Origin of the sequence: Methanoculleus nereidis (assembly GCF_032944295.1) — an archaeon.
Taxonomy (GTDB): Archaea; Halobacteriota; Methanomicrobia; order Methanomicrobiales; family Methanoculleaceae; genus Methanoculleus; species Methanoculleus nereidis.
Genome location: NZ_JABFFQ010000003.1, coordinates 106,738 through 121,794, shown reverse-complemented (window position 1 = coordinate 121,794; position 15,057 = coordinate 106,738). Strand labels below are relative to the sequence as shown.

15 protein-coding genes are annotated in these 15,057 nt (G+C 64.0%); 7 read left to right on the top strand and 8 right to left on the bottom strand.

Annotated elements, in window-relative coordinates; translation table 11 throughout:
- Positions 1–130 precede the first annotated feature (130 nt).
- Together HL657_RS06115 and cofD are read left to right on the top strand one after the other, a co-directional pair.
- Positions 131–1,033, top strand: coding sequence for a 2-phospho-L-lactate transferase CofD family protein (locus HL657_RS06115; RefSeq protein ID WP_317295943.1), 903 nt, complete (start codon positions 131–133; stop codon positions 1,031–1,033).
- A 73-nt stretch (positions 1,034–1,106) separates the two neighbouring features.
- Positions 1,107–2,009 carry a 2-phospho-L-lactate transferase gene (gene cofD / locus HL657_RS06110; protein ID WP_317295942.1) on the top strand — a complete coding sequence of 301 codons (903 nt, stop codon included), beginning with the start codon at positions 1,107–1,109 and terminating at the stop codon, positions 2,007–2,009.
- Between the two features lie 10 nt (positions 2,010–2,019).
- Here the strand turns inward: cofD and nifU are convergent, their stop codons facing one another.
- The 5 genes from nifU to HL657_RS06085 are packed head-to-tail and all read right to left on the bottom strand — an operon-like array spanning position 2,020 to position 4,508.
- Positions 2,020–2,409 (bottom strand): Fe-S cluster assembly scaffold protein NifU, encoded by a 390-nt coding sequence (gene nifU, locus HL657_RS06105; RefSeq protein WP_317295941.1) that lies wholly within the window; start codon positions 2,407–2,409, stop codon positions 2,020–2,022.
- Between the two features lie 10 nt (positions 2,410–2,419).
- The gene (locus HL657_RS06100; protein WP_317295940.1) at positions 2,420–3,574 is read right to left on the bottom strand and encodes a cysteine desulfurase family protein; all 1,155 of its coding nucleotides are present in this window, start codon (positions 3,572–3,574) and stop codon (positions 2,420–2,422) included.
- 12 nt (positions 3,575–3,586) lie between these two features.
- Positions 3,587–3,946: a DsrE family protein gene (locus HL657_RS06095; RefSeq protein WP_317295939.1), complete on the bottom strand. Its 360-nt coding sequence runs from the start codon at positions 3,944–3,946 to the stop codon at positions 3,587–3,589.
- A gap of 57 nt (positions 3,947–4,003) precedes the next feature.
- The gene (locus tag HL657_RS06090) at positions 4,004–4,255 is read right to left on the bottom strand and encodes a sulfurtransferase TusA family protein (RefSeq protein ID WP_317295938.1); all 252 of its coding nucleotides are present in this window, start codon (positions 4,253–4,255) and stop codon (positions 4,004–4,006) included.
- A 10-nt stretch (positions 4,256–4,265) separates the two neighbouring features.
- Positions 4,266–4,508: a sulfurtransferase TusA family protein gene (locus tag HL657_RS06085; protein WP_317295937.1), complete on the bottom strand. Its 243-nt coding sequence runs from the start codon at positions 4,506–4,508 to the stop codon at positions 4,266–4,268.
- A 489-nt stretch (positions 4,509–4,997) separates the two neighbouring features.
- Here HL657_RS06085 and HL657_RS06080 point away from each other — a divergent pair, with 489 nt between their 5' ends.
- The 3 genes from HL657_RS06080 (at position 4,998) to HL657_RS06070 (ending at position 7,872) form a co-directional block, all read left to right on the top strand.
- Positions 4,998–5,540, top strand: coding sequence for a pyruvoyl-dependent arginine decarboxylase (locus tag HL657_RS06080; protein ID WP_317295936.1), 543 nt, complete (start codon positions 4,998–5,000; stop codon positions 5,538–5,540).
- 143 nt (positions 5,541–5,683) lie between these two features.
- Complete coding sequence (gene aspS, locus HL657_RS06075; protein ID WP_317295935.1) at positions 5,684–6,973, top strand: aspartate--tRNA(Asn) ligase; 1,290 nt, start codon at positions 5,684–5,686, stop codon at positions 6,971–6,973.
- Positions 6,970–7,872 carry a methionine synthase gene (locus tag HL657_RS06070; RefSeq protein ID WP_317295934.1) on the top strand — a complete coding sequence of 301 codons (903 nt, stop codon included), beginning with the start codon at positions 6,970–6,972 and terminating at the stop codon, positions 7,870–7,872. The genes aspS and HL657_RS06070 overlap by 4 nt, the downstream gene beginning before the upstream one ends.
- Here the strand turns inward: HL657_RS06070 and HL657_RS06065 are convergent.
- A complete protein-coding gene (locus HL657_RS06065; RefSeq protein WP_317295933.1) occupies positions 7,869–8,453 on the bottom strand; it encodes an RAD55 family ATPase in 585 nt (194 codons plus the stop codon). The genes HL657_RS06070 and HL657_RS06065 overlap by 4 nt on opposite strands.
- Positions 8,454–8,770: 317 nt before the next feature.
- The gene (locus tag HL657_RS06060) at positions 8,771–10,300 is read right to left on the bottom strand and encodes a class I adenylate-forming enzyme family protein (protein WP_317295932.1); all 1,530 of its coding nucleotides are present in this window, start codon (positions 10,298–10,300) and stop codon (positions 8,771–8,773) included.
- A gap of 585 nt (positions 10,301–10,885) precedes the next feature.
- Between HL657_RS06060 and HL657_RS06055 the strand changes: the two genes are divergently transcribed.
- The gene (locus tag HL657_RS06055) at positions 10,886–11,356 is read left to right on the top strand and encodes a GNAT family N-acetyltransferase (protein ID WP_317295931.1); all 471 of its coding nucleotides are present in this window, start codon (positions 10,886–10,888) and stop codon (positions 11,354–11,356) included.
- 121 nt (positions 11,357–11,477) lie between these two features.
- On the top strand, positions 11,478–12,368 hold the full coding sequence (locus HL657_RS06050) for a CPBP family intramembrane glutamic endopeptidase (RefSeq protein WP_317295930.1): 891 nt from the start codon (positions 11,478–11,480) through the stop codon (positions 12,366–12,368).
- 256 nt (positions 12,369–12,624) lie between these two features.
- Here HL657_RS06050 and HL657_RS06045 read toward each other — a convergent pair whose 3' ends face one another.
- Entirely contained in the window at positions 12,625–15,042 is a 2,418-nt protein-coding gene (locus HL657_RS06045) for a CDC48 family AAA ATPase (RefSeq protein WP_317295929.1), read from the bottom strand.
- Between the last annotated feature and the right edge of the window lie 15 nt (positions 15,043–15,057).

The following is a 15,057-nucleotide window of genomic DNA, read 5'->3' as shown; positions in this document are numbered from 1 at the left end:
GGATGAGGCGGGAGAGCTCGATTCTCTCAGAGAGCCAGGAAGTCCAAGAGCAAGAGCACCAACAACCCACCCCACCACAACAACTGAAACTGTTAACCCCCCCGACACCCCACATACATGACATTCAGCCATGATCACCTTCCTCTCCGGCGGAACCGGGACGCCTGCGCTCATCCGGGGCGTTCGCCAGATCCTCTACGACAGCGAGATCGCCGTGGTCGCGAACACCGCCGAGGATCTCCGGGTATCGGGCGGCCACTGTGCGCCCGACATCGACACCGCCGTCTTCCTCTTTGCCGGCATCCTCGATACCGGCCGGTGGTGGGGGATCAAGGGCGACACCTACGCCACCCATAACTACCTCCCGAAGGTGGCGGGCGGCGAACCCTTCCCGGTCGGCGACCGTGCCCGGGCCGTCCAGATCGCCCGGGCGGGGCTGCTCCAGAAGGGTCTGACCCTGACCGAGGCGGTCGAGCGCCAGTGCCGCTCGCTCAGGATCGGGGCGACCGTCCTCCCGATGACCGACGGCGATGCCGCCCTCTTCGTCGATACCGGCACCGAACGCGTGGCGCTCCTCGAGTACCGGATGGCCGCCGGGATGGGTGCGGAGGTCCGGGAACTCGTCAGGTCCGAGCCCCCGGCGGTCACCGGCGAGGTGCGGGCGGCGATCGAGGAAAGCGACGCCGTGGTGATCGGCCCCGCGAACCCGGCGGCGAGCATCCTCCCCATCCTCGACTGCGCCGGGATGCGGGACCTCCTCCGTGATACGTTCGTCGTCGCGGTCTCGCCGTTTTCAGGCGGCATCGCGCCGGACCAAAAGGACGCCGCCCTCATGTACGCCGTCGGCGAACCCCCCACCGCTCCCGCGGTCTCCCGGCTGTATGGGGATATCGTCGACGTCTTCGTCCAGGACATCCACGACCCCGACGACGTCCCCGGGTCGCTCCGCCTCGAGACGCGTCTGATGCACGAGCGGCAGGCCGAATCGCTCGCCTGGGACGTCATGGCGGTCATACGCCACGCCGTTTCTTAAAAATGGGGCGTTGACCATCCGGCAAAGTTTAGGAAAATTCATATAAGGATGCACTTGAAACGCTAATTATCCTATGATAACCTTCCTCTCGGGCGGGACCGGGACCCCGAAGCTCCTCCGCGGAATGCGGGAACTGCTGGATGACCGGGACGTCGCGGTCATTGTCAACACGGCCGAGGATACGTGGCTCTCCGGCAACCACCTCTCGCCCGACATCGATACGGTCATGTACCTCTTCGCGGGCATCCTCGACACCAACCGGTGGTGGGGGATCAAGAGCGACTCCTACATCACCCACGACCTCCTCGCACGGCTCGGGATCGACGAATACATCGCCGTCGGGGACCAGGATCGAGCGATCCACGTTGCGCGAGGGGAGATGCTCAGGGACGGCATAAGGCTTACAGAGGCAACTGCTGCGCTCTGCCGCACCCTGGGTGTCCGGGCGACCGTCCTTCCGATGACCGACTCCGTCGTGACGACCTACGTCCGGACGCCCCGGGGCGAGCTGCACTTCCAGGAGTACTGGGTGAAGCACCGGGGAGACGTGGCGATCGACGGCGTGGTCCGCCGGTTCCGCCAACCGCCGGCCGCGACTGAAGAAGTCGTCAGGGCGATCGAGGCGAGCGACGCCGTGGTGATCGGCCCGAGCAACCCGGTCACGAGCATATCGCCGATCCTCGAGTGCGCCGGGGTGCGGGAGGCGCTCCGGCGGCAGCGCGTCATCGCGGTCAGCCCCTTCATCGGCGATACGCCGGTCAGCGGCCCGGCGGCGGCCCTGATGCAGGCGTTCGGAAAAGAGGCATCGTCCGCCGGGACGTACGCCCTCTACAAGGACTTCATGGACGTCTTCATCCAGGATACCCGGGACCCGGTCGAGCTCGATGGGGCGCTGCGCCTGGACACCCTCATGGTCAACCGGGGCAAGAGCCTGGATCTCGCAAAGAATATCCTGACCCTGATCTACGGGTGCTGAGGAACCCCTTTCATCCCTTCTTCTGTTTCTCGCGGTAGTCCTCTATCGCCGCATGGAGCGCATCCGCCGCGAGGTTCGAGCAGTGCATCTTTTTGGGCGGCAGCCCCTCGAGTTCGGTCGCAACGTCGTCGCGGGTGATTCTCATCGCCTCATCGAGCGTCTTCCCCTTGGCCATGTCGGTCACCATGCTGCTCGTCGCGATCGCCGACCCGCACCCGAACGTCCGGAACCTGATATCCTCGATGACGTCGTCTCTGACCGTGATGAAGATCTCCATGATGTCCCCGCAGACGGGGTTGCCGACCTTGCCGTAGCCGTCGGGGTTCTCGATCACCCCGACGTTGTGCGGGTTCATGAAGTGTTCCATCACTTTCTGGCTGTATCCGATCTGGTCTGCCATTACTCTCCACCTACAGCGGTGTAATAGCCCGCAGGCGTTTAACTGTTTCTTCGACGGCCCCGACGATCCGGGGCACCTCTTCAACGCTGTTTCCGCGCCCGAACGTCGCGATCATCGACCCGTGCGCCTCCTCGTGGGCGAGCCCGATGGCGAGGAGGACGTGGGAAGCCTCGAGCGTCCGGGAGGTGCATGCCGATCCGGTGGCGACCGCGATCCCGAGCAGGTCCATGGCAAGCTGGATGCTCTCCCCCTCGATCCGGGAGAAGCGGAAGCTCGCGTGGTGGGGGAGCCGCTCTGTCGGGTGGCCGGTCAGGTAGGCTTCTTCAAGCCCGGTGATGCCGGCAATGAGCCGGTCGCGGATCGCGGCGAGACGCCTGCTCTCCTCCGGCATCTCCTCCTTCGCAAGCCGGGCGGCCTCTCCCATGCAGGCGATCCCGACGACGTCCTCGGTCCCGGGCCGGAGACCGCGTTCCTGCCCGCCCCCGACGAGGACCGGCTGGACGCGGACACCCGGGCGGATGTAGAGCGCCCCGGCCCCCTGCGGCCCGCCGAGCTGGTTTCCCGAGAGGGTGAGGAGGTCGATGCCGTCACGTTCCACGTCGATCGGTATCCTTCCCGCGGCATCGGTGGCGTCCACATGGAGGAGCCCGCCCCGGTCATGGACGATTGCCGCCACCTCCCGGATCGGCTCGACTGTCCCTATCTCGTTGTTCGCGTAATGGACCGACGTAACGACCGTCTCCGGCGTGACCGCCGCGCCGAGGGCGTCGAGATCGATTACGCCGTAGCGGTCGACCGGAGCCGGCGTGAGGGAAAAACCGCTCTTCTGGAGATACTTTGCCGGATTCAGCACGGATATGTGCTCGATGGCGCTCACGACGATCCGGTTCCCCGCCTTCCGGTTCCGGAGCGCGGTCCCCCGGACGGCGATGTTGTTCGACTCGGTCGCCCCGCCGGTGAAGATGATCGAGTCCGGGGCGCTCGCGCCAACGAGCGCTGCTACCTTCTCGCGTGCCGTGGCAAGGACTTCCTGCGCCACAAGCCCTTCACGGCAGAGTGTGGAGGGGTTGCCGGCGAAGCCGTCCGAAAACCCCATCCCGAACGAAAGGACCTCCGGGCGGACCGGCATTGCCGCCGCGTGGTCAAGATAGATCCGCCCTTCCATTCCCTGCAACTCCTAAAACGTGATGACCGCATCGGCATCGACCGCGAGGTCGTTTAAGGTGAGCGCGCCCACGACCTGCCCCTCTTCGATGAAGTCGCCCCGTTCCATGCCGAGGAGCTGGGTGCTCTGCTCGCAGATGTAGATCGTTGCCCCGGAAGCGATCGCCTGGTGCATGATCTCCGAGAGTTTCGGGAAGTTCCCGACCTTGATCTTCTCCGCGGCGCCTTTCTTGACGACCGTCACCCCCTTGATCATGAAGTAGATGTCGGCGTCCATGTCCATGTTGCGCGCCGTCATCGCGAGGACGAACGGCGCATACAGCCTCTCAGAGGCATCGGTGCCGCTGGTCTGGATATAGAGTATCCGTGCCATGCATCTCAGCCTCCCTTCATGATCTGGAGAGGTTTGTCGCTTTCGGCGTCCATCCGATCACGTCGCCTCTGCCGTTGCCGCCGCTCCCTTGCGCACGATGAGGGTCGTCACGCCCGAGGCGACGAGCTCCTCCTCGATCACATGCCCATTCTCGCCGGCCCAGGACCTGACCGTCTCGACAAGGTCCGATTTGTCGGTCGTGATCTGCAGAATCTGTCCTGTATCAAGCGTTTCCATCTCCGTCTCGATCGAGAGCATGGGCGACTGGCAAATGCCGACGCAGCTCACCGTCTTATCCGCATACATCATCTCTCTCACCTCATTTCATCTTCCTGATGGAGAATCTCATGACTCCGTCGTCCTTCTCGAACTTCACGATCTCGTGCCCCATCCTGTTTGCCCAGCGCCGGATATCTTCCTCCGCTGCGGGGTCGTCCGCCTCGACCTGGAGTACCTCTCCGACGTCGAGCGCATCGATCGCCTCTTTCGTCATCGCGATCGGCATGGGGCAGTAGAGCCCGATACAGTCCACGACCGCTGCAGGTTTCCCTTCCTCTTCCATCTCTTCACCTTCCGTTGCAGGGCGCGCGTGGGGATCCGGGTGCCGTGACGGGTCTGCGGCACGCTCCCGGTTGGACCGGATGCTGCACCATCGCATATAAGCGTTCCTTTGGGGATGCCCGGATGGCGCGACTCGCGGAGTCGCTTGAGAGCGAGGGTATCGCGACCTGCCGGGGAATGATCAGGGCACGGGGTGATCTTGTCCGGTGTGCGCTCCCCCCTTCCCCGCAGGGTCGCGAGAATGTTTCCGTATTGGCCGTCGGGATAACGATTCTCGCGAAGGCCGTTCTGCGGGAGAGGAACGGCGGGCCCGGGCTCAGCCGCGGCCACTCCTTTGCGCAGGGAAATGTCCGCGTTTTTAAGTTACTTCTCCAAAATTCCTGCACTCTTCGGTCAGAACGGCAAAAAAGTCAAATAATTCGCTCCATTTTTAAATTGTGACTGTTATTACCGAAAATTTTAAAAAACTCAAACGATAAGAAGATCCCTAATGTTCGTTCCGACCAAGTGTTTCTTTACGAAAGGTGTGGGCATCCACAAAGACAAACTGGCATCGTTTGAACTGGCTCTCAGGCAGGCGGGCATCGAGAAGTACAACCTGGTCTACGTCTCGAGTATCTTCCCCCCGAACTGCCAGCTGGTCTCAAAGGAGGATGGCTTAAAGGAGCTCTCGCCGGGCAGCATCGTCTACGTCGTCATGGCCCGGAATGAGACCAACGAGCCGAGCAGGCTTGCATCCGCCGCCATCGGCCACGCGATGCCCAAGGAGAGCAACGCCTACGGCTACCTCTCCGAGCACCATGCCTTCGGGGAGACGGAGGAGATCTCGGGCGAATACGCAGAAGACCTTGCGGCAACCATGCTCGCGACGACGCTCGGGATCGAGTTCGACCCCGACAAGGCGTGGCAGGAACGGGAACAGATCTACAAGGCCAGCGGCCGGATCATCAACACGACCCACACCTGCCAGGCTGCGGAAGGGGTTATGGACGGTCGCTGGACGACAGTCCTCGCTGCAGCGGTCTTCGTCTAAGACTGCCCCTCCCGGAGCAGCTTTTCCTTTTCCCGCGGCTGTCCGGGACCGGCCATACCCGGCCGACCTGCCAAAGCGCTTTCCCGGGGTGGAGCGCAAAACAAAATACCTCCCGGGGCCCACACTGTACCCAGGTTTTTCACATGCGTCTACCAATACGGGCCGTAACCCCGGAAACTGAATCTGCTGAGATTATCGGCTGGGTGCATGAGGTCCGCGATCTCGGAGGACTCTCGTTTTTCCTGATCCGCGACCGGACCGGCATCATCCAGGTGACCATCCCGAAGAAGAAGGTCCCGGCGGAGATCCTTGAGGTCGCCCGGAGCGTCTCAAGAGAGTCCGTGGTCAGGGTCCAGGGCAGGGTAAAAGCGATCGATAAGGCCCCCGGCGGGCGCGAGATCGTCCCTGAACACCTCGAGATCATCAGCACCGCAGAAAGCCCGCTCCCGCTCGACGTCGCCGAGAAGGTGCCTGCCGAGATGGACACCCGGCTCGACTCCCGGTTCCTGGACGCGAGGAAACCGCGTGTCCGCTCCATCTTCACCATCCGCTCGGCGGTGACCTCTTCCGCGACCGCGTTCCTCGCCTCCCGGGGCTGCGTCAACATCGCCACCCCCAAGATTGTCGCCGCTGCGACCGAAGGCGGCACCGAACTCTTCCCGATCGCCTATTTCGAGAAAGAGGCGTTCATGAACCAGAGCCCGCAGCTCTATAAACAGATGATGATGGCTGCCGGATTCGAGGGGGTCTTCGAGATAGGCCCCATCTTCCGCGCCGAGGAGCACAACACCGTCCGCCACCTCAACGAGGCGACGAGCCTCGACGTCGAGGTCTCGTTTGCGGACCATAACGATGTTATGGAACTCCTCGAAGACCTGATCGTCCACGTCTACGAATCCGCCGCGAAGAACTGCAGCGACGCGCTTGAGGAACTCGGCGTCGACCTCAAAGTTCCGGCAAAACCGTTCCCCCGCATCCCCTACGCAGAGGCGATCGAGATCGCGAACCGCACCATCGAGGAGAAACTCACGTTCGGCGACGACCTCTCCCCGGCGGCCGAACGGGCGATCGGGGATACCGTCGGGCAGCACTACTTCATCGTCGACTGGCCGACCGATATCAGGCCCTACTACGCGATGCCGTATCCCGACCGCCCCGAGTTCTGCAAGGCGTTCGACCTGATGCATCCGAGGATGGAACTCTCCTCCGGGGCCCAGCGTGTCCACGACCACGACCTTCTGGTGGAGCGGATTCGGGCCAAGGGCCTCTCTCCCGAGAGTTTCGAGTTCTACCTGAAGACATTCCGCTACGGGATGCCCCCGCACGCCGGGTGGGGGCTCGGCATCGAGCGCCTGGTGATGACGATGCTCGACCTCGGAAACATCCGCGAGGCAGTGCTCTTCCCGCGTGACCGGCACAGACTGACACCATGACGCTGACAAGTATGCTCCTCCCGACCACCGTGGTCGGGAGCTACCCGGTGGTGAAAGGATCGGGGGTTCGCGCTCTCGTCGATCCGCTGAAGCATGCGGTGGAGGTAGCGGTCGCCGACCAGATTGCCGCCGGGATCGATATCATCTCCGACGGCCAGGTCCGGGGCGACATGATCCGCGCCTTCACCTCCCACCTTCCCGGCATCCGGGGATCCGCGGTCGTCGGGAAGGTCCAGCCGGCCCAGCGGCCCATCACGCTTGCGGATACGAAGTATGCCCTCTCCCGGCACCCGAAGGTGAAAGGGATCCTCACCGGCCCGAGCACGCTTGCGCACGGCCTCTCGATCGAGACCCCGTTCTACCGGAACAAGGACGAACTGGTCCTGGACCTTGCCCAGGCGCTCGCGGTCGAGGCGGCCCACCTCCAGGATGCTGGCGTCACGCTCATCCAGATCGACGAACCCATCTTCTCGACGGGGGCCGTAAACCTTGCCGTCGGCCGCGAGGCGGTGAACGCGATCACGGGCATGCTCCGGGTGCCGGTATGCCTCCACGTCTGCGGAAGCCTCGGGACGGTCATTGACGACGTTCTCAAAACAAACGTTGCCGTATTCGATTTTGAGTTCGCGAACAACCCCGGAAACCTTGAAGTGCTCTCGGCAAAAGACCTGCGCGGCCGGATGGTCGGTTACGGGTGCGTGGACTCGGCCGACCCCGGCGTCGAGAGTGTTGAGGTTATCCGAAAGCGGATCGAGGCCGGCATCGATGTATTCTCGCCGGAAGCCGTGCTCATCGACCCCGACTGCGGTCTCCGGATGCAGTCGCGCGATGCGGCGTTTTCCAAACTGAAGAATTTGGTTGCCGCGACGAACGAGATCCGGGCCGGGTATACCGGCTAGACCACCCTGCTTGTCGTCGAGAGTTCGAGCCCCTCCGCCGTGATGTGGTAGGGGATCACCCGTTGCGGCACGTCTGAGCCCTTGAGTTTCTCGATGGCGAGCGTCCGCTCGAACTCGTTGCCGTGGATCTGGTGCCTGAGGGTGATGAAGACGTCTGCGGCACGCATCAGCCGTGCCTCCTCGTACGGGGTATGCATGCCGGCATAGAGGATGTATACGATGGTTGCCCCTTTCTCGATAATCTCACGGGTATCCTCGACGATGAATTCGACGGCCGCATCGATACCCCTGGCACAGATCAGGGTGGAGAGAGAGTCCACGACGATCCTCTCGCCCTGCATGGCCCCGGCCAGCGTCGTGGTATCAATAGCCCGTGCGTCGGTCATGCCCTCGAACGGCACGGCGTCGAGCATCAGGTATGTGCCTGTTCCCCCTCCCGCCTGCCAGAACTGTTGTGCCAGGAGTTCAAGACCGCTCAGGGGGGATCCGGAGATGATTATGCGGGAGCCCGGCGGAAACCCCCCGTTGAGTGCGTGGTCCAGGCCCGCGATTCCTGTCGATTGTCTGGTGGTGTCTGCCACGTCCGTACCTCGGTGTGTTCCTCAGAAGGTATCTATTCGCCGCTCTTTCCTTAATAGGCTACCTCTTGAATTTTGAACCTCCACGGCCGGGGAAGAGCGGTCTGGTACGCTCAAACACGTTTCCCGGAGTTCGATGCCGGCATGGGCCCATGGCCCCGGACACGGCGAGTTGCAGCAGCCGTTCGTAAACGGTGAACCCGCGGGCTCCCTGAAGTTGGTGGATGCCGGGGAGGTGTTGGCCGGAAGTGGCGGGCGCAGGCCCCCCGGAAGGGCGGCCGGTTTCACTCTTTTTGCCGCCACCTTGTGGGTGCGGTTCTCTACGCGCCGCAGTACTCTTCCCGGAGCCGTTTCCGGAGGAGCTTCCACCCGTTCACCCGGGGGATCTCGCCGGCGAGGATAATCCGGCGGGGAACCTTATAGCCCGCGAGACGTTCGCGGGCGAAGGCAATAACCTCGTCAGGCGAGATGTTGTTTCCGGCAACCACCACGGCCACCGGCACTTCGCCCCGGTGCTCGTCGCTGCACCCGAAGACCGCCGCGTCGCGGACGCCCGGGTGCTGGACGAGGACGTCCTCGACCTCGGTCGGGTAGACCTTCCAGCCCGACATCACGATCATGTCCTTTTTGCGGTCGGTGATGTAGAGCATCCCGTCCGCATCCAGGTGGCCGACGTCGCCGGTCAGGAACCAGCCGTCGGGGAGGAAGACGGCGGCGGTCTCCTCGGGCATCTGCCAGTAGCCGAGCGCCACCGCCGGGCCCCGGAGGGCGATCTCCCCGTCCTCGCCGGGGCCGAGTTCCTGCGCGGGGTCGTTTGCATCGACGATCTTCACCTCCGAGAATCCAACAGGGGTGCCGACACTCCTGAATTCGTCGGCGGTCGCGTAGTGCTCGGGACGGATGGCGGTCCCGGTCCCGACGACGACCGTCTCGGAGAGACCGTAAGCGTTGACGACGGGAATACCGAACCGCTCGTGGAAGGGTTTCCAGACGCCGGGTGTCAGGGGGCCGCCGCCGCTGATCATCGCCCGGACGGTGGCGAGCGCCGCTTCGGTCCCCGGCGGGGTCTGGATGAGCGAGTGGATCACCGGCGGCATCCCGGCGACGATCGTGGCCCGGTAATCCCGGGCGAGGTCGAGGTAGCGGTCGAGGTCGAACCGTTCCATGACGACGTAGGTCGCGCCGGCCCGGAGCGCCGCGATCCCCCAGCTGAGGCCGACGTGCCCCATCGGGTAGATCCCGAGGTAGACGTCGTTCTCGGTGAGCCCGAGGACGTCCCGCTCGGCGTCCATGGCGGCGATCCAGTTCCCGTGGGTGAGCATGGCGCCCTTCGGTTTCCCGGTGGTGCCGGAGGTGTACTGGATCTGGCAGAGGTCGTCGAACCGGCAGTGGGCGGCACGGCGGCACGGTTCTGCACGGAGGAGGTCGGACCAGGGGACGGCGCCGGCTGCCCCCTCACCGACGGCGACGACCTGCCGGAGCGTCGGCGCCTGATCTCGGATGCGGCCGACGAGCGCCGCACCCTCGGCATCGGTGATGACGGCGACGGCACCTGCGTCGCGGACGGCGTAGAGGACCTCATTCTCCCGGTAGACCCGGTTCGTCGGGACCGCGACGGCCCCGATGCGCCAGAGGCCGAAGTAACTGAGGAGGTACTCCGTCGAACTGTCCAGGTAGATGCAGACGCGGTCCCCGCGCCCGACCCCGAGGTCGAGGAGGCCGCGTCCTACCCGGCAGACCCGGTCGAGGAGTTCGGCACGGGTGTATGATTCTCCAGTGGAGGGGACGATGAGAGCAGTCTTTTCAGGGTTACAGGCGTTGGCGTCGAGAAACGTGGTGCAATTCGGCATGGGTTGGCTCCGGGCGGCAGGTATGCGCTTTGATGTATATGCTTGTTCATGGGGCGGTAAATAGGTTGCCCCGGGATGTGATGCGCCGCTTTCAGGGGCGACGGCGCGATGGAGAGGTACGCCACCCGCAGATGCAAGGTGCGACTGACCCAGGGGCAGGAACTTGAGCCCGCAGATGCGAAGTGTGGCAAACAGACTAATCAAAACGGGAAAATATCACGGTGCAGTGGACCGTGGAACCAGCGCATCTGACGATGTTCGAACTTCCGCCGTGCCGCGGTCGTTTATCGCCATGCCGGAGGGGCTGACGGGAGTGCGATGTTCCGATAGGAACGGAGCATGAGAAGACCGAAGGTCTTCGAGGGGGGAGCATCCCCCCCTCCCCTGTCTCCACTCTACAGATTTGTCTGTAACCCCCACCCCACCCGGCCTCCGGCCTCCTCCCCCGCCCCGGGGGCGGGGGCAGTCGTGGCGATATCCCCACGAAATCCGTGCCCGGGACGCAATCGATGACTCTCCAGAGAGGGCTGCTACAAGGCCCGGACAAAAACAAAAGCAGATTACCGAAGAGGCAGACTGAGATATATGGAGCGCGACACGCTGCTCGTCCGGGAGGCCGCCGAGAACGACCTCGACGCCGTCCTCTTCCTCTACACGCACCTGCACGACGCCGACGAGAAGGCCGACGGTCGTGCGCTGGAGCGAGCCTGGCTGGAGATCCTCGCCGACCCGCGGACCCATCTCTTCCTCCTCGAATACGGGAGCGTGCCGGTCTCCTCGTGCGTCCTGCACATCCTTCAAAACCTCACCCGGGGCGCACGGCCCTACGGGCTCGTCGAGAACGTCGTGACTCATCGTGAGTACCGGAACCGGGGGTTCGGCACGGCCCTCCTCACCCATGCGCTGGAGTGCGCGTGGAGAGAGGACTGCTACAAGGTGATGCTTCTCTCCGGCCGTCGCGAACAAAACGTCTTTCGGCTCTACGAGAAGGCCGGGTTTGTGCGGGGCGTCAAGGAAGGGCTCATCGCCTACCCTCCACCGCCGGGCGGCCTATAACCCCCACGATTCCGCTGTTGACCACTTCCTCCGTCCGGCAGCCGCCCTTTTCCCGTGAGCGCACGCACCGGGCGGGAACGAAACCTGCAGATATATTGCCCCGCACGTGAGAAGATGACTCATGGCATCCTCCGCTGTCGGGCACCCTTACGACCCCCGCTCTCCGTCGACGGCACGACGGGAAGTGACCGTCTTTCTGGTGCTTGCGTTTGCCCTGAGCAGTATCGGCTGGTTCTTTACGACCCGGAGCACGGCGGCGGAGGCGCTCCTCCTCTCCACCGTCTTCACGATGTGGTGCCCGGGTATCGCCGCCGTCATAACACGGCTCTACTTCCGGCGTAACCTTGCCGGGTTCGGGTTCCGCATGGGCGAGTTCCGGTGGCATGCGGTCGCAATCCTCCTTCCGATCCTCGTCGGCCTCCTGATCTTCGGGCCGGTCTGGATCACCGGGATCGGGCCGTTTAACCTCGAGGGGGCTGCAGCAGTCTTCAGTATCGGGTTCGTCCCGGTCTTCCTCGCCTCCATCCTTTTCGGCCTCTTTGCCGCCGCAGGAGAGGAGATCGGGTGGCGTGGGCTGCTTGTCCCGGAGATGGCGAAGTTCATGGGGTTTACGAAGCTCGCTCTCCTCTCCAGCGCCATCTGGGCCGTGTGGCACTTCCCCCTGATCATCTTCTCCGCCTACCACGGGGCCGGCCCGCTCTGGTACTCGCTTGCGGTCTTCGTCCCATCGGTCATGGGCGCGGGGTTCATCCTTGCCTGGCTCCGTCTCCGGTCGGGGAGCGTCGTTGCGGCCGTCCTCTTCCACGGGTTCTGGAACTACTTCATCCAGCAGTTCTACCCGCTCCTCACGATGGAGACCCCGGAGTCGGTGATGATCACCGGGGAGTTCGGGTGGGCGGCCGCGGCGGTCTATATCCTCCTTGCTCTGGTCTGCTGGCACTTCCGGGGGGCTGTCGAGTCCGGGGGGGCGGGATCGCCCTCCGCGGCCGGCGGGGACCCGCTGCGGTCATAACGGGGAAGATGCCGGACCGTACCTGCCGGAAGGAAACGCAATGGTCAAATTCCGCCGGAGAGCATGAATTGCTGAGAAATATCATGTCTCCCGAACCTTTGAGCCGGACGGTGGCCGGGTGGATGATTCCGCTCGCGGTCTGGCTCGGCCGGCGGTGAGGGCAGGAGAGGGAAGGCCCCTCCGTTCACAATATTCGCCGGGAGGCCGATCTCCGTATAAAAAAGATTTCCCGGGGATAACCCCCCGGAAGATCCGCTCACTGGTATTCCGGCGGCTGGATCTCTTTGGGCAGTCCGCCCTTGAAGTGCTGCTGCACCTTCCCGTAGTACTGCCGCAGCCGCTCGTTCATCGTCGCGTGGACCTTCTCCCGCGCCCGCTCGAAGTGCGATGCGTTCACGACGGTGGCCCCCTCCCGCATGGCGAGCATGGCCGCCTCACGGCCGAGCGCCTCGAGGTCTGAGCCGACGAACCCCTCGGTGCCGGTCGCGATCTTCCTCACGAGCTGGTCCCTGGCCGGGTCGTCCAGGCTCACCTTCTGCTGGGAGAGGAGGTCGATGAGTTTCTTCCTCCGGAGATAACGGCGGAGCCCTTCGTCGTCGGTCACCTCGATCGCAGCGCGGTGACTCTTCACGTCCTCGACGGTCACCTGGTGGTTTGCTCCCACGGCGAGAACCAGGTCTTCCAGGTCGTTCTCCGAGAGCCCCTCCGTTGCCTCCACGAGTTCCTCGACCGTCGAGCCCTCGATCGGCATGTAGCGGGTGTGGATGGAGAGGATCTTCTCCCGGTCGTCCCGTCCGGGCTCGCCGATGTAGACGAGCCGGTCGAACCGTCCGGGCCGGAGCAGCGCCGGGTCGACCATATCAGGGCGATTGGTCGCGCCCATCACCACCACGCCCCGGAGTTCTTCGAGGCCGTCGATCTCGGTGAGGATCTGGTTTAAGACGCTCTCGATCACGTGCGACTCGGTGCCGCCGCCCCGGGCAGGGGCGAGAGCATCCAGTTCGTCGAAGAAGATGATGGACGGCGCCACCTGCCGGGCCTTCTTGAAGATCTCGCGGACCGCCCGCTCGCTCTCACCGACCCACTTCGAGAGGAGCTGGGGGCCCTTGACCGGCACGAAGTTCGCGCCGCTCTCGCTTGCGATCGCCTTTGCGATCAGGGTCTTTCCCGTCCCCGGCGGTCCGTAGAGGAGGACGCCCTTCGGCGGCTCGATCCCGAGATCCTCGAACTGCTCCCGTCGGGTGAGAGGATACTCCACCGCCTCACGGATATCCTGCTTCGCCTCTTCAAGCCCCCCGACATCTCCCCAGGTGGTGTGGGGCACTTCGAGGAGGATCTCCCGCATGGCGCTCGGACCCACGTCGCGGAGAGCGTCGCGGAAGTCCCTGGCCTGCACCTCCATCTTCTCGAGGATCTCGGGCGGAATCTCCTCGGCCTCCAGGTCGATCTCGGGGAGGTAGCGCCGCAGCGCCTTGATCGCCGCCTCACGGGCGAGGGCGGCGAGGTCCGCACCGACAAACCCATGAGTCTGCTGGGCGATGGCGGCGATCGAGACATCCTCGGCGAGCGGCATACCGCGGGTGTGGATATGGAGCACCTGGGTCCGGTCGTCCTCCGACGGAACCCCGATCTCGATCTCCCGGTCGAACCGTCCCGGACGCCGGAGGGCGGGGTCGATGGCGTCGAGCCGGTTCGTGGCCCCGATCACCACGACCTGCCCCCGTTCCTCGAGCCCATCCATCATGGTGAGGAGCTGGGCCACCACGCGCCGCTCGACCTCCCCGGTCACCTCCTCGCGCCGGGGGGCGATCGAGTCGAGTTCGTCGATGAAGATGATGGCGGGAGCGTGCTGCCGGGCGTCTTCAAAGACCTCGCGGAGCCGCTGCTCGCTCTCGCCGTAGTATTTCGAGATCACCTCCGGCCCCGCGATCGATATGAAGTGGGCTCCGCTCTCGCTTGCGACGGCCTTTGCGATCAGGGTCTTCCCCGTCCCCGGCGGCCCGTAGAGGAGGACGCCCTTCGGGGGCTCGATCCCGAGTTTTCTAAAGATCTCCGGATGCCGCATGGGGAGCTCGATCGTCTCGCGGACACGCTGCAGCTCGCCCTTGAGGCCGCCGATATCCTCGTAGCTGATCCTTTTCACGCCCTCAAACCCGGCCGCAGGCTTCTCGGAGAACTCGATCTTCGTGTTCTTGGTGATGATCACGGCGTTCTCCGGCTCGACCACCACGGCTTTGAACGCGACGAGCTGGGGCTGCATAAAGGGAAGCCCCGCCTGGATCGGCACGGAGTCGTTCTTCACAACCGGAAAGTCGATCAGTTTGTTGACGACGCTGCCGTAGTTGATGGGGAGCTGCTTGGGGAGATCCTCGGGAGGCGCGAGCACGACCCGTTTTGCCTCGTCCTCCGCATCCAGCGTCCTTATCTTCACCCGATCCCCGATGCTCGCACCGGTGTTGAGCCGGGTGAAGTTATCGATCCGGACCTTACCCTGGTGCCAGTCGTTCACCATGGCACGCCAGACCTTGGCCACGGTCCGACGCTTCCCTTCGATTGCAACGAGGTCTCCGGGGTTGAGCCGAAGCTGCAGCATGGTATCAGGGTCAAGCCGTGCCTTGCCTGCCCCCTGATCCTCCGGATAAGCGCTATCTACCTTCAAGTATATCTCGGGCATTACCTCTAGTTCTTA

What these genes read in the sequence shown, in the direction of transcription:
- aspS (WP_317295935.1), top strand. Translation starts at nt 5,684, where the DNA reads ATGCGTCTACCAATACGGGCCGTAACCCCGGAAACTGAATCTGCTGAG.
- HL657_RS06055 (WP_317295931.1), top strand. Translation starts at nt 10,886, where the DNA reads ATGGAGCGCGACACGCTGCTCGTCCGGGAGGCCGCCGAGAACGACCTC.
- HL657_RS06045 (WP_317295929.1), bottom strand. Translation starts at nt 15,042, where the DNA reads ATGCCCGAGATATACTTGAAGGTAGATAGCGCTTATCCGGAGGATCAG.
- nifU (WP_317295941.1), bottom strand. Translation starts at nt 2,409, where the DNA reads ATGGCAGACCAGATCGGATACAGCCAGAAAGTGATGGAACACTTCATG.
- HL657_RS06080 (WP_317295936.1), top strand. Translation starts at nt 4,998, where the DNA reads ATGTTCGTTCCGACCAAGTGTTTCTTTACGAAAGGTGTGGGCATCCAC.
- HL657_RS06100 (WP_317295940.1), bottom strand. Translation starts at nt 3,574, where the DNA reads ATGGAAGGGCGGATCTATCTTGACCACGCGGCGGCAATGCCGGTCCGC.
- HL657_RS06050 (WP_317295930.1), top strand. Translation starts at nt 11,478, where the DNA reads ATGGCATCCTCCGCTGTCGGGCACCCTTACGACCCCCGCTCTCCGTCG.
- HL657_RS06115 (WP_317295943.1), top strand. Translation starts at nt 131, where the DNA reads ATGATCACCTTCCTCTCCGGCGGAACCGGGACGCCTGCGCTCATCCGG.
- HL657_RS06090 (WP_317295938.1), bottom strand. Translation starts at nt 4,255, where the DNA reads ATGATGTATGCGGATAAGACGGTGAGCTGCGTCGGCATTTGCCAGTCG.
- HL657_RS06085 (WP_317295937.1), bottom strand. Translation starts at nt 4,508, where the DNA reads ATGGAAGAGGAAGGGAAACCTGCAGCGGTCGTGGACTGTATCGGGCTC.
- cofD (WP_317295942.1), top strand. Translation starts at nt 1,107, where the DNA reads ATGATAACCTTCCTCTCGGGCGGGACCGGGACCCCGAAGCTCCTCCGC.
- HL657_RS06060 (WP_317295932.1), bottom strand. Translation starts at nt 10,300, where the DNA reads ATGCCGAATTGCACCACGTTTCTCGACGCCAACGCCTGTAACCCTGAA.
- HL657_RS06095 (WP_317295939.1), bottom strand. Translation starts at nt 3,946, where the DNA reads ATGGCACGGATACTCTATATCCAGACCAGCGGCACCGATGCCTCTGAG.
- HL657_RS06070 (WP_317295934.1), top strand. Translation starts at nt 6,970, where the DNA reads ATGACGCTGACAAGTATGCTCCTCCCGACCACCGTGGTCGGGAGCTAC.